Raw genomic sequence first — 22,127 nt, forward strand, 5'->3', positions numbered from 1 at the left:
ATTTGAGAATCATTTTTTTATTGGGGGTTATTGATGAGAGTAGGTATTAGTGATATTAGAGTTTTCTTGCCTTTAAATTGTTTAGATTTGAATGTTCTTTTAAGTCATTCTTTATACAGATCTGATGAAAATTTTTTCAAAAAATTTAATAGAGCAATTGATGCAACACAGCAGAAAGCATTTAGGTTTACAAGTCCTAATGAGGATAGTGTTACAATGGCGAGTTCTGCTGTTAAGTTAATTTTTGATAATAATAATCTTAAGTTAGATAAGATGAGGGTATTTTTAGGTGGAACTGAAACTGGAGTAGATTATTCAAAGTCAATTTCATCTTATGTTTATGGAGCTTTAAAGTTAGCTGGTATTGATTTAAAGAATAATTTCTTGACTTTTCAAGCGCAGCATGCGTGTGCAAGTTCTGCACTTTCTCTTCATAGTGCAGCAAGTGTTTTAAGTCATTTGGATGAGTCTGAATATGGTATAGTATTTTCCAGTGATATTGCACATTATAATAATCTTACTACAGCAGAGATTACTCAAGGTGCTGGAGCTACAGCAGTTCTTATTGAAAAAAATCCTAAAATTTTATCTATTAATTTATCTGAGTTTGGGGTTTATACTGACGATGTTGATGACTTTTTTAGACCATTTGGGAGCCTTGAGGCTAAGGTAAAGGGACGTTATTCTATTGAATGTTATAATAAGGCAAATGAAGAAGCTTTGGCGGATTTTGCACGTAAGAAAAATATAAGTATTAAGGACTTATTTTTTAAGTATAGATTTATTTTACATGTACCTTTTGCAAAGATGCCCATAGATTCAATGCATTATGTTTTAAAGAAGTATTACAGTGAAGATGAGTCTGAGAGAAATGCTTATTTAGAATCAATAGATTTTTATGATTCTATTGAGGCTTCTAAGGAAGTGGGTAATTTGTATACAGGGTCAATATTTTTATCTTTAATGTCTTATTTGAAGCGAGTGTTTTTAAAGAAGGATATTACTGGGGAAAAGATACTTTTTTGTTCTTATGGGTCAGGTAACATTATGGTTATTTATGAGCTTACAGTTGAAGATAATGCTTGTTGTATTATTAAGAGCTGGGATATTGATAGGGTGCTTTCAGTCAGACATAATGCCACTTTTGATGAATATAGGAATTTTTTTGAAAATAAGATCGTTCCAGGTGAGTCTCAAGGCTTTTATTTAAAGGAAATCAGGGAAGATGGATACCGGATTTATGGCTATCGAGCCTGACATCTTAAATAATAAAAAGCGGCATATTGAAATTTGTTTAAGAAAGGAAGATGTTAGTAAAAGTGAGAATCTTTTAAATTTTGTGAATTTAAAACATGATGCACTTAGTGAGCTTAATTTTTGTGAAATAGATACTAGTGATAACATATTTGGTTATGATATTGCCATGCCTGTTTTTATTTCATCAATGACGGGGGGTGTGAAAGAGGGTAATGATCTAAATAAAACGCTCGTTAGGGTTGCAAATGATCTGAGGATTCCAATGGGTCTGGGATCTTTTAAACTCATATTTAAATATCCTGAATGTGTTAAAGATTTTTCTTTAAAAAAGTATGCTGATAATATTCCTTTATTTTCAAATATTGGTGCTCTTCAACTAGAACAATTTGGAATTTCTGAAATAATTGAAATGAATAAGAGACTTGAAGTTGATGCAATGATTGTACATTTAAATTTAGGTCAGGAATTAATGAATTCACTAGGTGAGAGAAATTTTAAAGGTATGAAAGATTCAATTGCTAAGCTTTGTTCTGTTTCAGATTTGCCAATAATTGTTAAAGAGACAGGCTTTGGGATATCACCTAATTCTGTTATCAATTTGCTAGATCTCGGGGTTGCTTATGTTGATCTTGCTGGTAGTGGGGGGACTAACTGGGTTTTAGTTGAGGGAATAAAGGAAGGAAATTTAGATGTTGCATCTTGTTTTTCTAATTGGGGAATATCTTCTGTTTTGACATTACTTAGTATTGAAGATTCTTTTAAAAATAGAATTTTTGCATCAGGAGGATATGAGACGGGGATGGATATTGCCAAAGGTATTGCTATTGGGGCTAAGTTAATAGGTGTTGCGGGAGCTATTCTTAGAACCTTTTGCTTAAGAGGTGAGGATGCTTTGTATAAGCTTTTCAAAGATTATGAATATGTTTTAAAGATGGTTATGCTTTTAAGTAATAGTAAAGATTTAGAACAACTTAGGTTAAATAGATATTTTGTGAGTTATCCGTTGATGTTGAATATTAAGAATTTTAGAGATTTTTATGAAACTTAGTGAAAATTTTAGAAATAAAAATATTTTGGATAAAAAGCAAGAGATAAAGAATTTTTTGAATCTGAGTTCACGAGATTTTTTTTATGATTCTGTTAATGAGGATTTTCTTTCTCATATGATAGAAAATTATATTGGTTATTTATCTCTACCTGTAGGTATTGTAAAAAACTTAAAGGTAAATGGGAAGTATTATTCTATACCTATTGCTACAGAAGAATCTTCAGTGATTGCTGCGTTGAATCTTGCAGCTAAGGTTCTTGATAATGCTAATTTAAATTACTTTGTGGATGAAGTATTAGGTATTGCACAAGTTTATATCAAAACAGATAAAGATTTAAGTGACGTATTGCTTGGTCTTTTTGAAAGAATAAATCTTTGGTCTAAGCCTCTTTTAGGTAGGATGGAGCTTAGAGGTGGTGGGCTTAAAAGACTTGGTGCTAAGTTTATTGAAGACATTGGTATTCAGAAATTAAATATCTATGTGGATGTTTGTGATGTTATGGGTTCAAATTTATTGAATTCGATTGCTGAGAGAGTGGCTCATCATCTTACTTTGGAGTTTGGATATGAGTGTGTTTTAAAAATTTTGAGTAATGATTCAAATGATTTTGTAGTAAGAGCTAATTTTAAGTTAAATGCTAATAATCTACTTGTAGATGCAGATAATGAAAGATCTTTAGCTTTAGCTTGTAATATTGCACTTATTTCTAAGATAGGATTTTTTGAAGAAGAACGTGCTATTACTAATAATAAAGGTATTATGAATGGCATAACAGGCTTATGTCTTGCTACACTTAATGATACTAGGGCTCTTGAAGCATGTATACATAAGTTTGCTGCAAGAAGTGGTAAGTATTTGCCTGTTAGTAAGTTTTATATTTCTGATGAAAATTTGATTGGAGAAATTGAGTTGCCTTTGCAGGTTGGGATTAAGGGGGGGGCGGTAGGTTCTCATGTGGCAGCTTTGTTAGGTTTGAAGATTATGGGTATTGATTGCAAAAAAGAATTTATGGGTGTTCTTTCTTGTGTTGGTCTTGCAAGTAATTTTGCAGCTTTAAGAGCACTTGCTTTGGATGGAATTCAAAGGGGGCATATGAAACTGCATGTGAGTAAAATTTTATATCTTCTTGAGAGAGATTATAATATTTCTAGCAATGAGAGAGAAAAAATACTATTAAAAATGACTGAGAGTGGAATTTACTCTACTGATTTTGCTCTTAAATTTTTGAATGATTTGAGAAAATAGTGTGAAGATTAGATGCAAGGTTAATCCTAGTCTGGCGTTAATTAAGTATTGGGGCAAGAAAGATAAATTTTTAAATGTACCAGCTACTTCAAGTATTGCTGTAAGTATTGATGAGTTTTATTCAATAAGTGAGCTTGAATTGTCATATAAGGATGAAATAATTTTGAATTCAAAGTCTGTGGTATTGTCAGAAAGGGAAATTAATTTTTTTAATTATGCAAGACAAATCTTAAATAAGCCAGATGTCAGGTTTAAAGTAATTAGTGAAAACAACTTTCCAACAGCTGCTGGACTTGCAAGTTCAAGTTCTGGTTTTGCATCTATTGCTGCTTGTATTTTAAAATATTTTGATGAATATTCTCATCAAAAAGCGTCAGATCTTGCTAGAATAGGTTCAGCTTCAGCATCAAGAGCCATTTATGGAGGATTTGTATTTTTAAAAGAAGGCTCTAAGCATTCGTTTAAATTAATCAGTGGCAATTGCTTTGATGAGTTGCGAATAATATTTGCTATAGTTGATAGTAGTGTTAAAGAAATTTCTTCAAGAGTTGCTATGGAGATTTGCAAGCAAGAAAAATTTTATTGGGATGCTTGGATTAAGTCTAGTAGGGATATGTACAAAAAAGCTTTATCTTGTTTTTTAAGAGGAGATTTTCATGGATTTGGTCTTACTGTTATAAAAAATTATCAGTGTATGTTTGCTTTAATGTTATCATCTTCCATTATTTATTTTAAGAATGATACTATAGAATTAATAAAATATATTTCCGAGCTTAGGAATAAAGGTATTTCTGTTTTTGAAACGATGGATGCTGGACCTCAGGTTAAGATATTGTGTTTAGAGAAAGATTTGGAACTAGTTTTAAGTAAACTTACTAGTAATTTTGAAAATATTAATTTTATTGTTTCAAAGATTGGAAGTGGTTTGGAATGGATGTAATGAATTTTTCAGTACCTGGAAATTTACTTTTGATGGGTGAATATTCTATTTTAGAGGAAGATGGTTTCGCACTTTCAATTGCTATCAAAGAGAGAGCTTATTTTTCTTTTAAACGAAGTAACAACCGGAGTAATTCTTGGCGTTTTTTTTCCAAAAAGAATAAGTCTGATAATTTTACTTTAATGGAAGACGATAATGAGTTTGTGTTTAAGATATTTAGATATTTAAAACAGAGATATTTTTCTAATTTAGAAGATTTATTCTTTGATGTTTATATTGATACAAGTAATTTTTTTTTGAGTAATGGCGTGAAAAAAGGATTTGGTTCAAGTGCCGTTGTTGCTGTTGGGATTGTATGTGGAATTTTTTTGATATCAGTTGGTAGTAATTGTCTTGTTAAAGATCAAATTTTTATGTATTGTTTAGAAGCTTACAGGTATGCTCAAGGGGGCATGGGTAGTGGATATGATGTTGCTACAAGCCTTTTTGGAGGTGTTATTCGGTTTCAGGGGGGGAATTTTCCTAAGTATGAACTTTTAGGAAAAATGTGTTTTAACGATTTTTATTTAATGCAAGGCCCTAGTTCAGTTAAGACTACCAGTTCAATTATTCAATATAATGAGCATAGGGTTTCTTTAATGAATTTTATAAGAGATGTTAATATTGTAATGAAAAAAGTTATTCTTAATGTTACCAACTCTTCTGATTATTTGTTATCTGGTTTAAGGTTGGCAAAAGGTATAGGATTGGAAATTGGTAGAAAGATAGGTATTTCTGCTGCTTTGCCCTTAAATCTTGCTTATCTTGAACATGAATGTGTATTGATTAAGGCTTTGGGTGCTGGAAATGAAACTTTTTTAGTTTACCGACCAAATTTTGAAGTTTTTAAACAATTTAATATTGAACCAATAAATTTAGATTTAGATGGTGTTAAGTTTCAGTAAATGTTTATAATTAAAAAACCTTCTAAAATATTGTTTTTAGGAGAACATAGCGCTGTTTATGGTTTTCCAGTAATTGGTGCTACGATACCTTTTCTTAATATGTATCTAGTTTATACTTTTTCTGATTCCTGGAAGTACTTAGGGCCCCCTTCTTTAAAAATAGATGAGGTAATACATTTTATTAATAATAGATTTAAGAAAGTTAAACCTATTGAATTTTCAATATTTTCTCGGGTTCCGGTTGGATTAGGATTTGGTTCGTCAGCCAGTCTTAGTTTATGTTTTGCTGAATATATTGTAAGTCATAATGAATATAAATCTTATAATAAGATTTTGGTGGCAAGAGAAATTGAAAATATTTTTCACGGTAGATCTTCTGGTATGGATATTTTACTTGTTGAGCTAGATGGAATTTTTTATTTGGAAAACAAAAATGGCATATTGACTCATCAAAGAATATCTTCTTGTGAATTTTATTTTTTGATTGGAGCAGTTAAAAGGGAATGTACAACAAATAATATAATATCTGATTTGAATTGCAGAATATCCCGGGATAATCGTCAATTTGAAATTATTGAAAAATTAGGCCTTATTACTAAAAATTCTTATATTGCTTTTTCTAAACGAGATATTACTTTATTGGCAAATAATATGAATATTGCAAATAGTTATTTGAGTTCCTTAGGTGTGTCTTCAAAGGAACTTGATTATATAATAGAGAGAGGCAAGACACTTAAAGCCCTTGCTGGCAAATTGAGTGGTGCTGGGAGGGGTGGGGCTTTTGTTTTGCTTTTTCAAGGTAAAAATGAAGCTAATCTGTGTTTGGAAAAACTGAGTGAGGACTTGGATAGAAATAATATTGATTTGATTTTTAAACTTAAAATATTTAAATGCTGATCCGAGTAAGAGATTATGCTTAGAATATTCTTGCGGAAAAACTTTTTTATAAAGGTGTATTTATATGTATACTTTTATGATGATTTGAATGAATTTTTTGATTCAATGATTTAATCTATTTTTATTTTTTGCTGTTAAAAGTGGATAATATGCTTTGAAAACGTTGATAAGACAATTTTGGGCCCAGAGGGATTCGAACCCCCGACATCCTGCTTGTAAGGCAGGCGCTCTGACCAACTGAGCTATGAGCCCGCTTAACACCGGAGATTATTATATAAAATAAATTTGATTTATGTCAATTTATTTAAGATTTTTCCCCGAATAAAACTACAAATATGTTTTTTTTGTCCTGTGTTTTTAGTACATATCCCCCTATTTTGCTCGTATCTTTGTTTAAAAGGGCTTCTTTGTGTTTGGGACTTTGAAGCCAGGCATCAGTTACATTTTCAACCTCAAGTCCTGATGCTAGAATTTCTCTTATTTTATAAAAATTTTTATCATACTTTTCGACTCTCTGCATAGGAGTTGTTCCAAAAAGTGTATGAGTTAGTACATTGTTTTTGTGAAGATTTATTGCATATTCTTTTGCAACCGTTTCAAGAGTGTGATTCTATTATTAGCTCTTTTAAATTCAAATTATTCCTTAACTTATGAATTGATGAGTAGAGAAGCCTTAAGTCTTCATTTGTGCTTAAGAGTGAACATTGACTTGTGAAAATGAGAATAATAAAAATGAGATTCTTTTGCATAATATATTTAATTATACTACAATATTACTATTAATATTACATATATCTAATTATACTATGAGGAGATAGTATGGAAGATCATTTAAGTTATTTGAAGAGGGATGATTTAGATAAAATAAATTTAAAATTACAAGGGTTATTAGCTGGGCTTCATATTTTTTATGCTAATTTAAGGGGTATTCATTGGAATATAAAGGATATCAATTTTTTTGTGATTCATAAAAAAACAGAAGAGCTTTATGATTATGTTGCAGAAGTTATTGATATTATAGCTGAACGATTAGAGCACTTGGATATGACTCTGAATTTAGGTGTTCTGAGTTTGGTAAAAAATCCTTTATTAAGGAAATTGATGTAGATACCACTTCAAATTTTGAGAATTCAATTAATAGTATTGTTTGTAACCTTACTGATATTCTTGAAAATATGTCTGAAATTAGATCTTTTATTGATAGCACATCTGATTATGGAACAGCTAATATTTTAGATGATATTATTGTTTCTTTTGAGAAATATTTATGGATGTATAGATCCTTGTTAAGTAATGTTGCGTTTTCATTTCATAAGAACAAGTGTTGTAGTGAGAAACCTTGAACTTATGATATTATAAAAATAATTTTTAGTAATTTATTTTTGTATGTCTTAATGAATCATATAATTATGATTTAATTGAATAAAGCTATAGATTTTGCTATAGCTTTTATGATATTTGAGGACTTTATGGAAATTAGGAATATTGGAATTATGGCACATATTGATGCTGGAAAAACTACTACTACGGAAAGAATTATATATTATACTGGTAAAACTCATAAGATAGGTGATGTTGATTCTGGCAATACTGTTACTGATTGGATGGCACAAGAACAAGATAGAGGTATTACAATTAGTTCTGCTGCTATTACTTGTTATTGGAAGAATCATCAAATAAATATTATTGATACTCCAGGGCATGTTGATTTTACAGCTGAAGTTGAGAGATCTCTTCGTGTTCTTGATGGTGGTATTGTAGTTTTTAGTGCTGTTGATGGAATTCAGGCGCAAACTGAAACAGTTTGGCGGCAAGCATCAAAGTATAGTATTCCAAGAATTGCATACATCAACAAGATGGATCGTATGGGAGCTAATTTTTTCAAAGTAGTTGAAGATATAAAAATTAAATTTGGTATAGTTCCGATAGTTTTACAAATTCCAATTGGGAGTGAAAATAATTTTGAAGGAGTTATAGATATTATTCGTAATAAAGAATTACATTTTGAATTTAAAGATGGAAAACCTATTGTGCTTGAGGATGCGGTTCGTGAAAAGTTTGTTGAAGATGTTAAAATTTATAGAGAAAATTTAATAGATTCTATTAGTAATTTTAGTGAAAAAATTACTGAATTCTTTCTTGAAAATTCTGTTATTGATAATTCTCTTCTGATTGAAGAGATTAGAAGATGTACTATTGGTGGTTTTGTTATTCCTGTTCTGATGGGAACTAGTCTTAAGAATATTGGTATAGAACCTTTAATAGATGCAATTGTGGATTATCTTCCAAATCCTTTTGAAAAACAAATCAATGCTTATTCTTTAAAAACGGATAGAAATGTATTAATTGATCCTAGGGAAGATCAAAAGTTGTCTGCACTTGTATTTAAGGTTCAATATTTTAGTGCAATTTCTTCTCATCTTTATTTTATTAGGGTATATTCAGGAGAGCTTAATTCGTCTAAGAAAATTATTAATGTTTCTAAGAATAGGCGTGAAAAATTTACTAGGATTTTTCGAGTTTTTTCAAATAAGAATGAACAGATTGATGAGGTTAAAGCGGGGGATATTGGGGCAATTATTGGGCTTAAGCATTCTATAACAGGAGATACTCTTGTTGAAGAAGGAAATGAGATTGTGCTTGAATCTTTAGTATTTCCAGAGCCAGTTGTTCTAATATCTATTGAGCCAGAGAGAGCATCGGATGATGCTAGACTTAAAGAAGTTCTTGAAATTATTGCCAAAGAAGATCCTACATTTAGTTATAAAGAAAGTAAAGAGACGGGTCAATTATTGGTATCTGGAATGGGTGAGTTACATCTTGAGATTATTGTTATGCGGATAAAAGATGAATTTAAACTTAATATTTATACGGGAAAGCCTCAGGTAAGCTATAGAGAAAGTTTAAGTTTAACAGTCAATGATGTGTTTGAATTTGACAATATGTTTGCAGGTAAGGGACTGAATTTAAAAATTGGGATGATTGTTAGTCCTCTGGCAAGGGGGGAAGGACATAAAGTAGAGTTTGAATGTGATATTGACTCCCCTTTATTTAAAGCCGCGATATTAAGAGGCATTACTTCTGCCTTTTTAAGTGGAATTATTGGATACCCAATTGTTGATGTGGGTGTTAAGATTACCTTATTGGACTGTGATAAATCCAAGGTTAATGAGTCTATTATTGAGTCAATAGCAGGGCTTGCTTTTAATGAATTTTTTAGAAAAGCAAATCCTATTAAGCTTGAACCGATAATGATGTTAGAGATTAAAACACCTATTGAATATACAGGGGAAGTTATTTCTACATTGAATTTTGTTGGTGGCATGATTCATTCTATTAGCAATGTTGAGGAGTACGAAATAATAAAGGCTGAGGCAGCTTTTGAGAAGCTTTTTGGATATACTACTGTTTTAAGAAGCGCTACTAAAGGCAGAGGAGTTTTTACTATGGAATTTTCGTATTTTAAAGAAAAGTGTGAATAACAGGCTTGGGATGTTTTGAAGTTGATTTGTGTGTAGGTTTTCTTTTGAAGTAGTTGTGTTTATATTTTTTCTTTTTTTTTAAATTTTGATATTTTGATCTTTGGTTAATTGGTTTTAAAATTTTGATTTTAATACTTTGTTGGATTATTTCAATCATAAAGAAATGCAAGTTATTTTTTATTATTAAAAAAGATTGTTTTTGTCCTATAAGTGCTACTAGAATATTAAGGTGATTTTTTGATATTATGTCTTATTATTAATATTTTTTTATTTTAAAAATAAAGGGGGTTATATTATGCAGGGTGAGAATATGGTTTCAATTAGAGGCGGTAATAGAAAAAAAATACTCCTTAGTTTAAAGAATATGCAATATTCAAGGACAGATTTGGCCCGTAAATTATTATTGACAAATGCGGCTGTAACGATTCTTACTAACCATATGATCAAGGAAAATATTTTAGTTGAGGTTGGTTCAAAGGAATCAGATATTAAAAAGCATGGACGAAAAGAAATACTTCTTGATATTAATAAAGATTTTGCATATTCAATGGGGGTAATTATTTCAAGTAATTATTTTCAGATAGGAATTGCAAATCTTAAGTGTGAGGTTTTAATAAGTGAGACTTATTCTTTCGAACCACCAGTTAGTGCTTATGAAATTTTGGAAAAAATTAAAGATCATATGATTGAAATTATTTGGAAACATAATTTTTCAAGGGATAAATTTATTGGACTAGGATTTAGTATTACTGGCATTATTAAGGATAAGGAATCTGGAATTGTTAATGATAGCCATGGTGCATGGATTGAAAAAGATGTGCCTGTTAAGGCTATATTAGAAGAGTATTTTTCACTTACGGTATATCTTGAGAGTTATGTCAAAAACCTTTCCCTTGCTGAATTTATGGGTAAAAATGTGGATAATATCATGTTTTTTGATTATACAGATACAGCAGAACTCTCTATTTGGTCTGATGGTAATGTTTATTCTGGATTTAATAATAAATCAGGTATGGTTAGTCATATGGTTATTGATTATGGAGGAGAGAAAAATTGTCCTACATGTGGAAACAAAGGTTGTGTTAATATGTTGATATCTAATTTTGCACTTCAACGTTTGATCTCAAAAGAGTTTATGAATGGAGAGATACCTGAACTTTATGATAAATATGAAGGTAGACTTAAAAAAGTTACTATATATGATATTTTTGATCTTCATGATAAATATGAATTTATACATAAGATAATGAGAGATACGGTTAGATATTTGGCAATAGTTATTATTAATATTCAAAGGGTTCTTGATTTTAATTATTTAGTACTTTATGGACAAAGTTTTAAACTTAAGAGTTTTTTTGATTTATTAAAAGAAGAAATAAAGCTCTTAAATAAAGAGAGAATAATATTAAAGCTTAGTTCTCTAGATACTGAAGTATCTGTTGTGGGCCCTGCTTCTAGTGTTATTTTCAATAAATTCTATTTGACAGGAGGAGATATTGATTAATGTTTCCTTTTTTTGTATTGTATACTTTGTAGGATTTTTTTACAAATGAAGGTGATTTTTGGTGTTTGAGGGTTTAGGTGCAGGTTTTAGAGACTTTGTCAAGTATGTTTCTGGCAAAGCTGTGATAAATGCAAAAAATATTGAAGAGTCCGTTAACACTATTAAAAATGCTTTAATTGAAGCTGATGTTAATTTAAGAGTTGTAAGACGTTTTGTAAATTCTGTTGTTGAAGAGGCAAAAGGAATTAAGGTTTTAAAGAATGTTGATCCCAAGTCTCAATTTATTAAGATTGTTAATGATAAACTTGTAAATTTTTTAGGCGATAAGCATTCTGAGCTGATTTTAAATCCTGTTAATAAATTGTCGTGCATTTTGATGCTTGGACTTCAGGGCTCTGGGAAGACTACAACATGTGCAAAGCTTGCTATGCGACTTAAATTGGAGAATCGAAAAGTTCTTCTTGTTGCTGCAGATACTTTTAGAGCAGCAGCAATTGAGCAATTAAGAATTTTAGGTATGCAAATTGGTATTTCTGTTTTTGTTCTTGAAGATGAAGGTGATCCTATTAAGGTTGTAAAGAAATCTATTGAGTATGCTAGAGTAGAACTCTTTGATACTGTAATAATAGATACTAGAGGGCGTCTGGAGGTTGAAGATTTATTATTAAAAGAGATAAAAGAAATTAAAGATACTGTGGTTCCTACGGAAACAATATTAGTTGCAGACGCGATGACAGGTCAGATTGCTGCAAGTATTGCAAAAGAATTTAATGAAAAGGTTGGGATTACAGGTGTAATTTTTACAAAATTTGATTCTGATGCCAGAGGCGGTGCAGTTTTGTCACTTAAGACTATTTGTGGAGCTCCTATTAAGTTTGTTGGGGTTGGGGAGAAACCTGAGGATCTTGATATTTTTTATCCAGATCGAGTCGCATCACGAATTCTTGGCATGGGAGATATCGTTAGTCTTGTTGAAAAAGCCCAGAGTGTTATAGATAAGGAAGAAGTTTTAAAACTTGAAGAAAAACTTAAAAAGGTTAGTTTTAATTTTGAAGATTATTTAAATCAATTTAAGTATATGCGCAATATGGGTGGAATTTCTAATTTGATGGGGATGTTGCCAGGCGTTTCATCAGAAATGTTGGGTCGTAATATTAATGAAAGAGAACTTAAACGAGAAGAGGCAATTATTCTTTCTATGACTAAAAAGGAGAGATTAAATCCTGTCATTTTAACTAGTCCTTCAAGAAAGAAAAGAATAGCTTTGGGAAGTGGGACAACGGTTTTTGATGTAAATAAACTTATTAAAAAATTTGGACAGACAGTTTTAATGATGAAAAGGATGAAAAATAAAAGCTTTCAAAATAAGATAACATCTCTTTTGGGAGGTAAAGGAGGAATTGTAGATTGAGTGTTAGGATAAGATTAAAAAGGATGGGGGCAAAAAAGAGACCTTATTATCGAATTGTAGTAATGGATTCTGCTTCACCTAGAGATGGACGAGCTATTGAAGAGCTTGGGTACTACCATCCTGTTGAAAGGCAAAATCAAGTCAAAATAAATGAAGAGAAATTGAAAGGTTGGATCAAGAAGGGAGCTATTCCAAGCGATACGGTTAAGAGGATTTTAACTAAAAATAATTTTAATAAAGTTGAGAGTTAGGAGGACTTAATGAAAGAATATGGTAACGAAATTGAGCTTATAGAATTTGTAGTAAAATCTCTTGTAGATAAGAGAGATGAGGTTAAGTTGAATGTAGTTGAAGGTGAGAAATCAACTATTTTGGAATTAAGAGTTTCTGCAAATGATGTTGGTAAAATCATTGGAAGAAGAGGTCGCATTGCAAGGGCTATTAGAACGCTTCTTAGTGCTTGTGCTGCAAAAACAAATAGGAGAGTACAGTTAGAAATTTTGGATTAATTTATGTTTGTAAAGGGCATAATATTGTCATCTTATGGAATTAATGGATATGCTAAAGTTAAGAGCATATCCAATGATTTTAATGATTTTTTTTGTCTAAAAGGTAATAAATTAGTTCTAAGGAAAGACGGTTGCTCTTCAATTGAGGTTAATGTTGAGGATATATCTTTAATAAAGAATTCATTGTTATTAAAATTTAGAGAATTTAATGCTCCTGAATTCATTAAGAATTTAATCGGTTTCGAATTATGGGTAAATGATGAATTTGCATCTAAATTGGAAGAAGACGAGTATTATTTCGGAGAACTTATTGGGTATAAGATTGTTAATAATAGAAAAAAGTTAGGAGTTATTGTATCTTTTTGCGAATGTGCAAAATCAGTTCTTCTTGAAGTCAAGGTTGGTAGTAAGTTTTTTTTTATACCCTTTTTAGATGTGTATCTTGGGGACATCAATAGGGAACTTAAAACTATTGAGCTTAAGGTATTAGATCTCTTAAGATGAAGATTACAATTCTTTCTCTATTTCCTTCAATCATTACCCCATTTTTTGAAAATTCAATAATGAAAAGGGTTATAGATAAAGGTATCATAAGTTATGAAGTTGTATCTATCCGTGATTTTTCTACAGATAAACATAAAAGGTGTGACGACATTCCTTATGGTGGAGGCGTAGGTATGGTTTTAACAGCTCAACCTGTTGCTGCTGCTCTTGAGCACGTAAATGCAAAGTCAAAAACTACGATATTTGTAAGTCCATCTGGATTGCAATATACTCAAAACTTGGCCTATGACTTGTCAAAAAAGAGTGAACTTGTTATAATTTGTGGAAGATATGAAGGGCTTGATCAGCGCGTGATTGATTTGTACGTTGATCTTGAAGTTTCAGTTGGCGATTATATATTATCTTCAGGTGAAGTTGCTGCCCTTGTTATAATAGATAGCGTATATAGATTGTTAGATGGTGTAATAAATCCAGATTCTTTGCGTGAGGAATCTTTCAATTTTGAGTGTGGTTTACTTGAATATCCTCATTATACTAGGCCTTATGAATTTAAAGGATTGAAGGTTCCTGATGTGCTTTTATCAGGTCATCACGAGGAAATAAGAAAATGGCGATTTATTAAATCTGTTGAAAAAACAAGGCAAAATAGAAATGATTTGTACCTTAAATATTTGGAAATGAGAGGAGAAAATAATGGATTTAATAAGAAAAATTGAAACTCAAGGGAAGAGGACAGAAAGTTTTGGTTTTAGGATAGGGGATACTGTACGTGTTAGTTATAAAATTATTGAAGGAGTTAGTGAGAGGATTCAAAATTTTGAGGGTCTTGTTATATCTATTCAAAATAAAGGCATTGGACAAACTTTTTTAGTTCGAAAAATTTCTGCAGGTATTGGAGTTGAAAAGATTTTTCCAATGCATTCACCTATTATAGATAAAGTTCAGGTTTTGAAACGAGGAAAGGTAAGGCGTGCTAAACTTTATTATATGAGAGATAGGATCGGTAAAGCTGCTATGAAGGTAAAGGAACGTCTTGACATTAAGAAACTTAAGTAATGCTCAATTATCTAAAGTTGCTTTAATAAAAAATTTTCATTTGAATTTATTGAATTTAAATGATTTGCATGGAAGATTGAAAGTTATTAAATCTATTGGTGCAAATAAATGGCTTGTATTTTTTTTAGATAATTATTTTGAAATAAAGAGTAGCTTGCCTTTAAAAGTCGGATTTAGTTATTCTGCTAAAATGGCTAGTATTTCAGGCAACTTCTTGATTCATATTAATTATACTTCTTTTTTTAAAGATTTAGATTTATTTGAGAGCGGTAATAGATTAATTTTTAAATTAGGGAATAATTTTTTAGAGAGAGATTCTAAGGAATTATTTGAGAGAGTTTATGACAATATAAAAGATGAATTTATTTTAAAATTTCTTTTATCTTTGCATGGTCAAGGAATAGAAGAGCAAGATTTTATGCAAATTTATGATTATTTTGGAAGTAGAGCAAGCGTAAGGGAACAAAATAATAAATTTCCAATTTTTATTGAAAACGGTAACAATTTTATTATTGCAATTCCTTTTAAATTTCAAGAAAGCAATGGTTTATTATTTTTATTTATTTGTAAAGATTTAAAAATTCTTTATAAGTGGAGTTTCGTTTATTTTTTCAATAAACAAGAAAAAATTATTTGTGAGATTAATAATACGGATTCTAATTTTGACTTAAAGGTATATGCAGATTTTAATTTAGACAGTAATTTTATTAAAAAGCTCAAGAATTTGCTTTTTTGTTTTAATATAATTAATATAAACGTAGTGGATTCTGTTCAAGAATTTGAAGATTTTGATTGTAAAGTAATGGTCATGAAGAACATTAACTATAAGGTATGAGCGAAGAAAAATTAGCATTATTAATTAAATATGACATCGAATTTCCAGCACCTGTTGTTTTGGCTAAGGCTAAAGGGGAGAGAGCTTTGCGTATAACAGAGCTTGCCATCCAAGAGAATATTCCTATTGTGAAAGATAAACATTTGTCTGAGAGCTTGTTTTTAGTTAATGAGGGTGATTTTATTAATTCTAAATATTTTAAAATAATTGCGCAGATTTTATCTGTTGTGTATGAATTGAAAGGTAAAAAGTTATGAGTAGTATACGTATGTAAGCTTTAGAATAAATAAATAGCTATTAATCGGTCTTATGAGTATGTGATTTTGATTCTGAATCATGTAAGATGTTTTTTGATTTTGTGTTTAATTATAAGAAAGGATAAATTACTTATTTATTTAATGTAATTAAAGGAGACAGTCTTGAAATTTGATCGAAATAAAATTGGTGTCAATGATTTGCGAAAGAGTAACAAAGTACCCTATTGGAGAATAAGAAAAGCGAAGTCTGAGATTAAGAAACAAAATATTGTTACAAATGTTAATGGGAGTAAGTCTTTAGGTGATACTCCTAATGACCAAAAAAACCACAAGAATAATAGACATAATAGACAAAGAAATTTTAATAAAGAATATAGATCCCGCATAAAATTTAAAGGAACATGTCCTATTTGTGAAAAGCAGATCAGGGATATTATTTTTTGTATGTCTATGCCATTTAATGGAGAAGATAGTCCTGTGCATTTTGATTGTGCCATTGAGAAGGTAAGGTCTGAGAATGCACTTTTGAAAAATGAAAATTTAGTGTATGGAGGCATTGGTAAGTTTTTTGTTATTGATAAATCTGTTAGAGGAAATAATTTATCTTTTAAGATAATTAAAGAAATTAATTTTGAGAATTTAGAGAGTCGTCCTATTTGGCGAGAAAAGATTCTTCAAGATATGAGTAAGGGGCTTAAATTTTATTAATTATGATGAGGGTAGCATTATTTCCTGGTTCATTTGATCCTATTACTTGGGGACATATTGATTTAGTTAAGAGAGCATCTTTGATTTTTGATAAGGTAATTGTTCTTGTTGCCAATAATAGTGCAAAGAATTATTTGCTGAGCGATAATGAGAGGTATGAGCTTGTATTTGAGGTTATTGCGTCTCTAGGACAGTCAAAAATTATTGTAGATAGATATAATGGAATTATTTTGGATTATGCTTTAAAGAATGGTATTGGTTTTATTGTAAGAGGCGTTAGGGCTTTTCATGATTTTGAGTTTGAATTTGAGAGATATGTTATTAACAATAAGCTTAGTTCTTTAGTAGATACGGTGTTTTTACCAAGTAATGATAAGTATTTGTTTGTGAGGTCAGACCTTGTTAAGGAATTAATAAAGAATAAAAAATTTGACCTTTCAAGTTTTGTTCCAAAGTTAGTGCAGAAGAAGTTACAATCTAAATTTATTGACAAATTATCCTAATAATATATATATTATTAGGATACGTTTGTTTGTATTTAAGGAGACAAAGCATGGCTGTTCCAAAATTTAAGCCTTCAAAGGCTAGGAGTAGGACAAGGCGCAGTATAAATATGAGAAAAAAAATACCTCAGCTGCAGGCGTGTTCAAATTGTGGTAACCTTGGAATAAGGCACAGAGTATGTGCTAAGTGTGGTTATTATCGAAATAGTCAATATTTAGAATTAGAATTGTAGTTTTAATGGGGAATGTTTATTTATGGATTAAAGTGAAATTTTTAAAAAAGTTAGATCTATCATATCAGAGCAGCTTGATAAAAAGGAAGATGAAATTACTATGGAATCTAGATTTGTAGAGGACCTTGGTGCTGACAGTCTTGATATTTATGAACTTTTGTATTTACTTGAGGAAGCATTTGATGATAAGATTCCAGAAAATGAAGCTAGTGAATTTGAGACTATAGGAGATGTTGTAACCTTTATTGAAAAGAAAAAAGATTGAATATTAAGGGGTTCTTCTGTGGGTAAGTTGGATATCGATTGGAGACAAAAATTAGATGAGTTCTTGATGGGATTGCATATTGATTTTAGGGATATTAATTTGTTGAATATGTCTTTAAGTCATTCATCATATGCAAATGAATTTGATCATAAATATGCTAATAATGAAAGATTAGAATTTTTAGGGGATTCAGTTCTTAATCTTATTATCACAGATTATTTATATAAATTTTATCCTGAAAAGAGCGAAGGGGAGCTTAGTAAGGCTAGATCTTATATTGTAAGTGAAGATTCTCTTTCAAATATTGCGAGAGAACTTAGTCTTGGTAGCTATATTTTGCTTGGTAGAAGTGAAGAGAGTAATGATGGGCGTAATAAGAAAGGCATTCTTGCAGATGCTATTGAAGCTTTTGTGGGGGCGCTTTATCTTGACGGAGGTTTTGAAAAAGCATCGGAGTTTGTGGTAGATCTGTTTGAAGTTCATATAAGATTGATGTTTAATCGTGGTGATTTCAAAGACTATAAAAGTCTTTTGCAGGAATATGTTCAAAAAAAATATAAAATTTCACCAAGTTATAAGCTGGCTAAAGAATTAGGCCCTGATCATAATAAGATTTTTTGCGTTGAACTTTATGTTAATGACAAATTTGTATCTAATGGTAGGGGTAAATCTAAAAAAGAAGCTGAAATGATAGCGGCTGAAATGGCGCTTAAGAATATTGCGAATATTGATCTTTAACTTTGTTAATTAGATTTTCCTTTTTATTTAATTTAGGATTAATTAATACTTCTTTTAATAAGAAGTTTAGAATTTCACCGATGTTTTTATTGTCTGTTAATGCAAGGTTTTTGATGTCATCTCCATTTATTTTGAGTTCCTTTAAAAATAGAGGATCTTTTAGTAATTTTTTGCTTTTTATCTTATTTATTATATATTTAAGTTTATAATCTTTCCCTTTAAGCGCTTTATATATATCGAGTATTTCTCTGTAATTTTCTCTGGTGGCTTTGTTTAATAGATTTCTAATATCATATAATTTTTTAATTTGTAGCGTAATAAGTTCATTAATGATAGTTTTATAAAATAGTATTAATTTGATGTCTTTATTTGAAAATCTAAGTAATTTTAAATTTTCTTTTAAAGATGGGATTTCTTGTTTTATTGTAAGAATAACTATTGCTTTTAAATAAAATTTATTTTTGCTTAAAAGGTTGATTTTATTTTTTAATTTTTTGTTTATTTTTATATTGAAGAAATATTGAAAGAAGCTTATTTTTTGTAGGTAACTGATTCCTTTTGTTGGGTTTTTTCCTTCTAGAAGTTTGATAAATTCATTATTTATTCTTTCTTTTGACAGAAGTAATAAATTTACTTTTTTATATTTCATGGATACCAATGTATTTTTATCAATTGTAAAGTCAAGTGTAGATGCAAATCTTATGGCTCTGAGTATTCTAAGAGCATCTTCTTCAAACCTTTTATTTGGTTCCCCTATACACTTTATTAGTTTTTTATTGAGGTCTTGTTTGCCATTATAGCAATCTATTATCTCGTTGTTTAGTATATTCATTGCAATTGAATTAATTGTAAAATCTCTTCTTTTGAGATCTTCATTTAAATTTTTTGTAAATTTTACTTTTTTAGGAGATCTTTTGTTTTCATAATCTATGTCTATTCTGTAAGTCGTAACTTCAAAAATTTTTTTGTTAAAGATTATGCTTATTGTTCCATGTTTTATTCCTGTTTGCATGTTGCTTGGAAATAATCGCATTATTTCTTGTGGTGTTGCATTTGTTGTGAAGTCAAAATCATGGGGCTGCTTTTTAAGTAGCAAATCCCTTAAGGCACCCCCTACGAGGAAGAATTCATAGTTATTTTCATTGAAGATCTTACTGATTTTTACTATATCTTTAGTATTAATACCTACATTCATATAAAAATATATTATAGTTGAAATACTATTTTTCTAGGGTTAGAATATTATTTTAGTTTATTCTTCAAATATCGTAAAATAATATTTGTTTGATTACATATTGAAACATTTATAAATGGGGGTTTATGAACAAGATTAATATTAATATATATGATTCTATTGATAAGCTTTCAAGAGACTCAAGAGTTAAATTGATAAAGGAAATAAAGAAAAATCTTAGTTTAAATTCTTCAGTGATATCTGAGGATAATTTTGATTACTTAAAAGCAGGTTCTACAGCTCAAATTGATGATTTTTTATCTAAGAAATTTAAAGAAGAGTCATTTTGGATAAGAGTATGGGTATATATTTTAAATTTTTTTCAAAGAGATAAAACTAAAGAAGATATTTATAAAATACATCTTATGAAGACCCTAGAAGGTTATGTTAATAGCATGTATAAACATCCTGTCATAGATTATAGAAAAAAATGTCTACGTATGGGTTTTATAGAAATGTTGATTGGATTTTATTGTTGTTCAATGAAGCTTAAAGAATATTTTAAGATGTTTGAGACAGGCAATATTATTGAGCAAGCAATCTTTGAAATTATTCAGAATAAGGCACCTAATTCTTTGTGTAAAATGGAAGATTTTTTAACACTTGGGGAGTATGAACGATTTTTAAAAAAAGAACAAAGTCAAAATGAGTTAGAAGAGATTATTAAAATGAAGATTAAAAATTATATTGATTCAATACCTGTACAAGTATATACAGTTGTAAAGGGGGTGTTTGAATTTTTTTATGTTTTAAATGGTATTGCATTTTTTCCTTACAAGTCTTTTTTTTCTTTTTTTAATATTGAATTTTTAGATGATATAGATAGTTTAGATGCTATCGATCTTGATAGCACAATTGGTGTTAGTTTTAAGAGTGTTGATAAATATTTTAAATGTCTTTTTGAACTTTTGCACACATTAAAAGATATTGAAATAAATGAAGAAGTATTAAAGAGTATTGTTAAGAATTATTTTTTAATAGTCAAATCAAATGAAAGAGGTCTTTTAACTGAGGAAAATCTTTTAGAGATTGATTCTATGTTTAAGAATATTTTGAACAATATGGTAAAAGTTGTTAGCTTTTCTAAAACTTTGCCTTATTTGGATATTTTTAAAATATGTTATGAGAGTCCAGTTTTAACACCCAGAAAATATATTCCATACTTTGATATAAAAAGTTTTTATGAAAATATTTTATTTTTAAATATTAGTAGTGAGATTGTTAAAAATCATGATAATCTTTTAGCAGATTTGATGGATAGAGAGCTTAAAAGTTTAATTAAAAATTATAGTGTTATTATGGATTTAAATAATACTCTTTTTAGCGGTCTGGGAATTGAATATTCAAGCTTTAAAAAGTTTTACTTTTTAAATGAGTTCTTTAGGGAAGTTTATGATGTAAAAATGAAAGAAGTATTACGCACTGTTAATAATATAGTACTTGCCAATAGTATTGATTTGAGAAGTTTGTATATTAAGATTGAAAGAGGTATCAATATACTGAAAAAGGAAGTTTATGATTTTTATTTTGAACTTAATGCTAAAAATGAGGAGTATGAAAAATATAACAAAGATTTTGATATTGGTGATTCTTATAAGGAGAAAATAGCACAATGGTGTTTAAAAGAGACAGGGACTATTCAAAAATTAATTTTTCGTTTTATGAGTTATTTTATTGATCTTAAAGAAAAATATGTTGCTCTTTTGGAAAATAATAATGCTTTTATACAAAGCGCTCTTAATATTTCTCATAAATTATCTATAGAGGATAACACGAAGATTAGTTTAGGCTATGTTGTTAATAGTGTTTTATTTATGATAAAACAGGCTCTTTTTATAATTGAGAATTTATAGGAGTCAATTATGTCACGAGAATTAAAGATGAATGAGTTAAGGTTAGTTTCAATTATTATTAGAGTTTTAGTAATAATTTTATTTTTTAATTCTGTGCTTAGTTTACTCCTGTTTTTAACAGGTGCTTATAATGTTTTTATGGAATCTTTTCAAAAATTTTCACTTGAATTGACAATTGTGCTTAGTGCTATTTCTTTTGGTCTTGAATTTACTCGGTTATTATTATTTTACTTTTTGCGAAAAAAGAGAATCAATCATTATATGATTTTAATTTTTAGCTTTATTATTTGTTTTTTTGCCTTTTTTATAAAAATTTTCCTTTTATTTTGAAATATAATAGATTTACTTTTGGTCTTTAACTATTGACTAATATATTTTATTTTTATAAACTAACCATTAGCTTTATTATGCCGACTTAGCTCAGATGGCCAGAGCAGCGGTCTTGTAAACCGCAGGTCGTCGGTTCGACTCCGACAGTCGGCTTTTAGGGGGGCGGTACCGAAGTGGTTAACCGGGGCAGACTGTAAATCTGTTGGCATTGCCTACGTGGGTTCGAATCCCACCCTCCCCAGTTTTTTAAAGTTGTAATTTGCCTAAGTTCTATGTAGGGTTTCATTTTTTTGCTTGATTATTTGAGGTGTTTTGGTATTTATCATAATTAAATTTGAGTTAATATTTGTAATTTACGTTTTTGTAGGGAGAA

The 22,127-nt window shown here is 29.6% G+C and carries 24 protein-coding genes, 3 tRNA genes and 2 pseudogenes; 26 read left to right on the top strand and 3 right to left on the bottom strand.

All coding sequences use genetic code 11. The features are described from left to right. Positions 1–33: 33 nt before the first annotated feature. Genes ACWUD1_RS03520 through mvk form a run of 6 tightly spaced genes read left to right on the top strand, consistent with a single transcriptional unit; the run spans position 34 to position 6,332 of the window. Complete coding sequence (locus ACWUD1_RS03520; RefSeq protein WP_472756434.1) at positions 34–1,257, top strand: hydroxymethylglutaryl-CoA synthase; 1,224 nt, start codon at positions 34–36, stop codon at positions 1,255–1,257. After that, entirely contained in the window at positions 1,241–2,305 is a 1,065-nt protein-coding gene (gene fni, locus ACWUD1_RS03525; RefSeq protein ID WP_472756930.1) for a type 2 isopentenyl-diphosphate Delta-isomerase, read from the top strand. Before ACWUD1_RS03520 ends, fni begins: the two co-directional genes overlap by 17 nt. Further along, on the top strand, positions 2,295–3,551 hold the full coding sequence (locus ACWUD1_RS03530) for a hydroxymethylglutaryl-CoA reductase, degradative (protein WP_472756435.1): 1,257 nt from the start codon (positions 2,295–2,297) through the stop codon (positions 3,549–3,551). The genes fni and ACWUD1_RS03530 overlap by 11 nt, the downstream gene beginning before the upstream one ends. Before the next feature lies 1 nt (position 3,552). Continuing rightward, positions 3,553–4,491, top strand: coding sequence for a diphosphomevalonate decarboxylase (gene mvaD, locus ACWUD1_RS03535; protein ID WP_472756436.1), 939 nt, complete (start codon positions 3,553–3,555; stop codon positions 4,489–4,491). Beyond that, a complete protein-coding gene (locus ACWUD1_RS03540; RefSeq protein ID WP_472756437.1) occupies positions 4,482–5,435 on the top strand; it encodes a GHMP family kinase ATP-binding protein in 954 nt (317 codons plus the stop codon). The genes mvaD and ACWUD1_RS03540 overlap by 10 nt, the downstream gene beginning before the upstream one ends. Then, a complete protein-coding gene (gene mvk / locus ACWUD1_RS03545) occupies positions 5,436–6,332 on the top strand; it encodes a mevalonate kinase (protein WP_472756438.1) in 897 nt (298 codons plus the stop codon). A 178-nt stretch (positions 6,333–6,510) separates the two neighbouring features. On the opposite strand, the gene ACWUD1_RS03550 is transcribed toward mvk, so the two are convergent. Then, positions 6,511–6,584 (bottom strand) — tRNA-Val (locus ACWUD1_RS03550). A 52-nt stretch (positions 6,585–6,636) separates the two neighbouring features. Then, positions 6,637–7,081, bottom strand: a pseudogene (locus ACWUD1_RS03555) (CAP domain-containing protein). A gap of 70 nt (positions 7,082–7,151) precedes the next feature. On the opposite strand from ACWUD1_RS03555, the pseudogene ACWUD1_RS03560 reads away from it, so the two are divergent. The 16 genes and pseudogenes from ACWUD1_RS03560 (at position 7,152) to rnc (ending at position 18,337) form a co-directional block, all read left to right on the top strand. Further along, positions 7,152–7,675, top strand: a pseudogene (locus ACWUD1_RS03560) (Dps family protein). A 126-nt stretch (positions 7,676–7,801) separates the two neighbouring features. After that, positions 7,802–9,814, top strand: a complete 2,013-nt coding sequence (fusA, locus tag ACWUD1_RS03565) for an elongation factor G (RefSeq protein WP_472756439.1) — start codon at positions 7,802–7,804, stop codon at positions 9,812–9,814. A 295-nt stretch (positions 9,815–10,109) separates the two neighbouring features. Next, on the top strand, positions 10,110–11,318 hold the full coding sequence (gene badR, locus ACWUD1_RS03570) for a host adaptation transcriptional regulator BadR (protein WP_472756440.1): 1,209 nt from the start codon (positions 10,110–10,112) through the stop codon (positions 11,316–11,318). Positions 11,319–11,379: 61 nt separating this feature from the next. Next, positions 11,380–12,729, top strand: coding sequence for a signal recognition particle protein (gene ffh / locus ACWUD1_RS03575; RefSeq protein ID WP_472756441.1), 1,350 nt, complete (start codon positions 11,380–11,382; stop codon positions 12,727–12,729). Next, positions 12,726–12,980: a 30S ribosomal protein S16 gene (rpsP, locus tag ACWUD1_RS03580; RefSeq protein ID WP_472756442.1), complete on the top strand. Its 255-nt coding sequence runs from the start codon at positions 12,726–12,728 to the stop codon at positions 12,978–12,980. Before ffh ends, rpsP begins: the two co-directional genes overlap by 4 nt. Positions 12,981–12,989: 9 nt before the next feature. After that, on the top strand, positions 12,990–13,238 hold the full coding sequence (locus tag ACWUD1_RS03585; RefSeq protein ID WP_011772630.1) for a KH domain-containing protein: 249 nt from the start codon (positions 12,990–12,992) through the stop codon (positions 13,236–13,238). A gap of 3 nt (positions 13,239–13,241) precedes the next feature. Continuing rightward, entirely contained in the window at positions 13,242–13,742 is a 501-nt protein-coding gene (rimM, locus tag ACWUD1_RS03590) for a ribosome maturation factor RimM (protein ID WP_472756443.1), read from the top strand. Next, positions 13,739–14,458, top strand: coding sequence for a tRNA (guanosine(37)-N1)-methyltransferase TrmD (gene trmD, locus ACWUD1_RS03595; RefSeq protein WP_472756444.1), 720 nt, complete (start codon positions 13,739–13,741; stop codon positions 14,456–14,458). Before rimM ends, trmD begins: the two co-directional genes overlap by 4 nt. Further along, positions 14,436–14,798, top strand: coding sequence for a 50S ribosomal protein L19 (rplS, locus tag ACWUD1_RS03600; protein ID WP_472756445.1), 363 nt, complete (start codon positions 14,436–14,438; stop codon positions 14,796–14,798). Before trmD ends, rplS begins: the two co-directional genes overlap by 23 nt. Then, positions 14,776–15,633 (top strand): hypothetical protein, encoded by an 858-nt coding sequence (locus ACWUD1_RS03605; RefSeq protein WP_472756446.1) that lies wholly within the window; start codon positions 14,776–14,778, stop codon positions 15,631–15,633. Before rplS ends, ACWUD1_RS03605 begins: the two co-directional genes overlap by 23 nt. Then, positions 15,630–15,890: an EscU/YscU/HrcU family type III secretion system export apparatus switch protein gene (locus ACWUD1_RS03610; protein ID WP_472756447.1), complete on the top strand. Its 261-nt coding sequence runs from the start codon at positions 15,630–15,632 to the stop codon at positions 15,888–15,890. Before ACWUD1_RS03605 ends, ACWUD1_RS03610 begins: the two co-directional genes overlap by 4 nt. A 162-nt stretch (positions 15,891–16,052) precedes the next feature. Continuing rightward, a complete protein-coding gene (locus ACWUD1_RS03615) occupies positions 16,053–16,598 on the top strand; it encodes a hypothetical protein (RefSeq protein ID WP_472756448.1) in 546 nt (181 codons plus the stop codon). A 5-nt stretch (positions 16,599–16,603) separates the two neighbouring features. Further along, positions 16,604–17,101, top strand: coding sequence for a pantetheine-phosphate adenylyltransferase (coaD, locus tag ACWUD1_RS03620; RefSeq protein ID WP_472756931.1), 498 nt, complete (start codon positions 16,604–16,606; stop codon positions 17,099–17,101). Positions 17,102–17,151: 50 nt separating this feature from the next. After that, the gene (gene rpmF, locus ACWUD1_RS03625) at positions 17,152–17,334 is read left to right on the top strand and encodes a 50S ribosomal protein L32 (protein ID WP_472756449.1); all 183 of its coding nucleotides are present in this window, start codon (positions 17,152–17,154) and stop codon (positions 17,332–17,334) included. A 37-nt stretch (positions 17,335–17,371) separates the two neighbouring features. Beyond that, on the top strand, positions 17,372–17,599 hold the full coding sequence (acpP, locus tag ACWUD1_RS03630) for an acyl carrier protein (RefSeq protein ID WP_472756932.1): 228 nt from the start codon (positions 17,372–17,374) through the stop codon (positions 17,597–17,599). Positions 17,600–17,665: 66 nt separating this feature from the next. Beyond that, positions 17,666–18,337 (top strand): ribonuclease III, encoded by a 672-nt coding sequence (gene rnc / locus ACWUD1_RS03635; RefSeq protein ID WP_472756933.1) that lies wholly within the window; start codon positions 17,666–17,668, stop codon positions 18,335–18,337. On the opposite strand, the gene ACWUD1_RS03640 is transcribed toward rnc, so the two are convergent. Then, positions 18,309–19,532, bottom strand: a complete 1,224-nt coding sequence (locus ACWUD1_RS03640; protein WP_472756450.1) for a CCA tRNA nucleotidyltransferase — start codon at positions 19,530–19,532, stop codon at positions 18,309–18,311. The genes rnc and ACWUD1_RS03640 overlap by 29 nt on opposite strands. A gap of 125 nt (positions 19,533–19,657) precedes the next feature. Here ACWUD1_RS03640 and ACWUD1_RS03645 point away from each other — a divergent pair, with 125 nt between their 5' ends. The 4 genes from ACWUD1_RS03645 to ACWUD1_RS03660 all read left to right on the top strand — a co-directional run bounded on the left by ACWUD1_RS03645 (position 19,658) and on the right by ACWUD1_RS03660 (position 21,995). Beyond that, a complete protein-coding gene (locus ACWUD1_RS03645) occupies positions 19,658–21,424 on the top strand; it encodes a DUF5312 family protein (RefSeq protein WP_472756451.1) in 1,767 nt (588 codons plus the stop codon). Positions 21,425–21,433: 9 nt separating this feature from the next. Beyond that, a complete protein-coding gene (locus tag ACWUD1_RS03650) occupies positions 21,434–21,754 on the top strand; it encodes a hypothetical protein (RefSeq protein WP_472756452.1) in 321 nt (106 codons plus the stop codon). Positions 21,755–21,833: 79 nt separating this feature from the next. Then, positions 21,834–21,907, top strand: a tRNA-Thr gene (locus ACWUD1_RS03655). 6 nt (positions 21,908–21,913) lie between these two features. Continuing rightward, positions 21,914–21,995: transfer RNA gene (locus ACWUD1_RS03660), tRNA-Tyr, on the top strand. Positions 21,996–22,127 lie beyond the last annotated feature (132 nt).

This window comes from Borrelia tillae (assembly GCF_055693965.1).

What these genes read in the sequence shown, in the direction of transcription:
- ACWUD1_RS03520 (WP_472756434.1), top strand. Translation starts at nt 34, where the DNA reads ATGAGAGTAGGTATTAGTGATATTAGAGTTTTCTTGCCTTTAAATTGT.
- fni (WP_472756930.1), top strand. Translation starts at nt 1,241, where the DNA reads ATGGCTATCGAGCCTGACATCTTAAATAATAAAAAGCGGCATATTGAA.
- ACWUD1_RS03530 (WP_472756435.1), top strand. Translation starts at nt 2,295, where the DNA reads ATGAAACTTAGTGAAAATTTTAGAAATAAAAATATTTTGGATAAAAAG.
- ACWUD1_RS03540 (WP_472756437.1), top strand. Translation starts at nt 4,482, where the DNA reads ATGGATGTAATGAATTTTTCAGTACCTGGAAATTTACTTTTGATGGGT.
- mvk (WP_472756438.1), top strand. Translation starts at nt 5,436, where the DNA reads ATGTTTATAATTAAAAAACCTTCTAAAATATTGTTTTTAGGAGAACAT.
- fusA (WP_472756439.1), top strand. Translation starts at nt 7,802, where the DNA reads ATGGAAATTAGGAATATTGGAATTATGGCACATATTGATGCTGGAAAA.
- badR (WP_472756440.1), top strand. Translation starts at nt 10,110, where the DNA reads ATGCAGGGTGAGAATATGGTTTCAATTAGAGGCGGTAATAGAAAAAAA.
- ACWUD1_RS03585 (WP_011772630.1), top strand. Translation starts at nt 12,990, where the DNA reads ATGAAAGAATATGGTAACGAAATTGAGCTTATAGAATTTGTAGTAAAA.
- rimM (WP_472756443.1), top strand. Translation starts at nt 13,242, where the DNA reads ATGTTTGTAAAGGGCATAATATTGTCATCTTATGGAATTAATGGATAT.
- trmD (WP_472756444.1), top strand. Translation starts at nt 13,739, where the DNA reads ATGAAGATTACAATTCTTTCTCTATTTCCTTCAATCATTACCCCATTT.
- rplS (WP_472756445.1), top strand. Translation starts at nt 14,436, where the DNA reads ATGGATTTAATAAGAAAAATTGAAACTCAAGGGAAGAGGACAGAAAGT.
- ACWUD1_RS03610 (WP_472756447.1), top strand. Translation starts at nt 15,630, where the DNA reads ATGAGCGAAGAAAAATTAGCATTATTAATTAAATATGACATCGAATTT.
- coaD (WP_472756931.1), top strand. Translation starts at nt 16,604, where the DNA reads ATGAGGGTAGCATTATTTCCTGGTTCATTTGATCCTATTACTTGGGGA.
- rpmF (WP_472756449.1), top strand. Translation starts at nt 17,152, where the DNA reads ATGGCTGTTCCAAAATTTAAGCCTTCAAAGGCTAGGAGTAGGACAAGG.
- rnc (WP_472756933.1), top strand. Translation starts at nt 17,666, where the DNA reads ATGGGATTGCATATTGATTTTAGGGATATTAATTTGTTGAATATGTCT.
- ACWUD1_RS03640 (WP_472756450.1), bottom strand. Translation starts at nt 19,532, where the DNA reads ATGAATGTAGGTATTAATACTAAAGATATAGTAAAAATCAGTAAGATC.
- ACWUD1_RS03645 (WP_472756451.1), top strand. Translation starts at nt 19,658, where the DNA reads ATGAACAAGATTAATATTAATATATATGATTCTATTGATAAGCTTTCA.
- ACWUD1_RS03650 (WP_472756452.1), top strand. Translation starts at nt 21,434, where the DNA reads ATGTCACGAGAATTAAAGATGAATGAGTTAAGGTTAGTTTCAATTATT.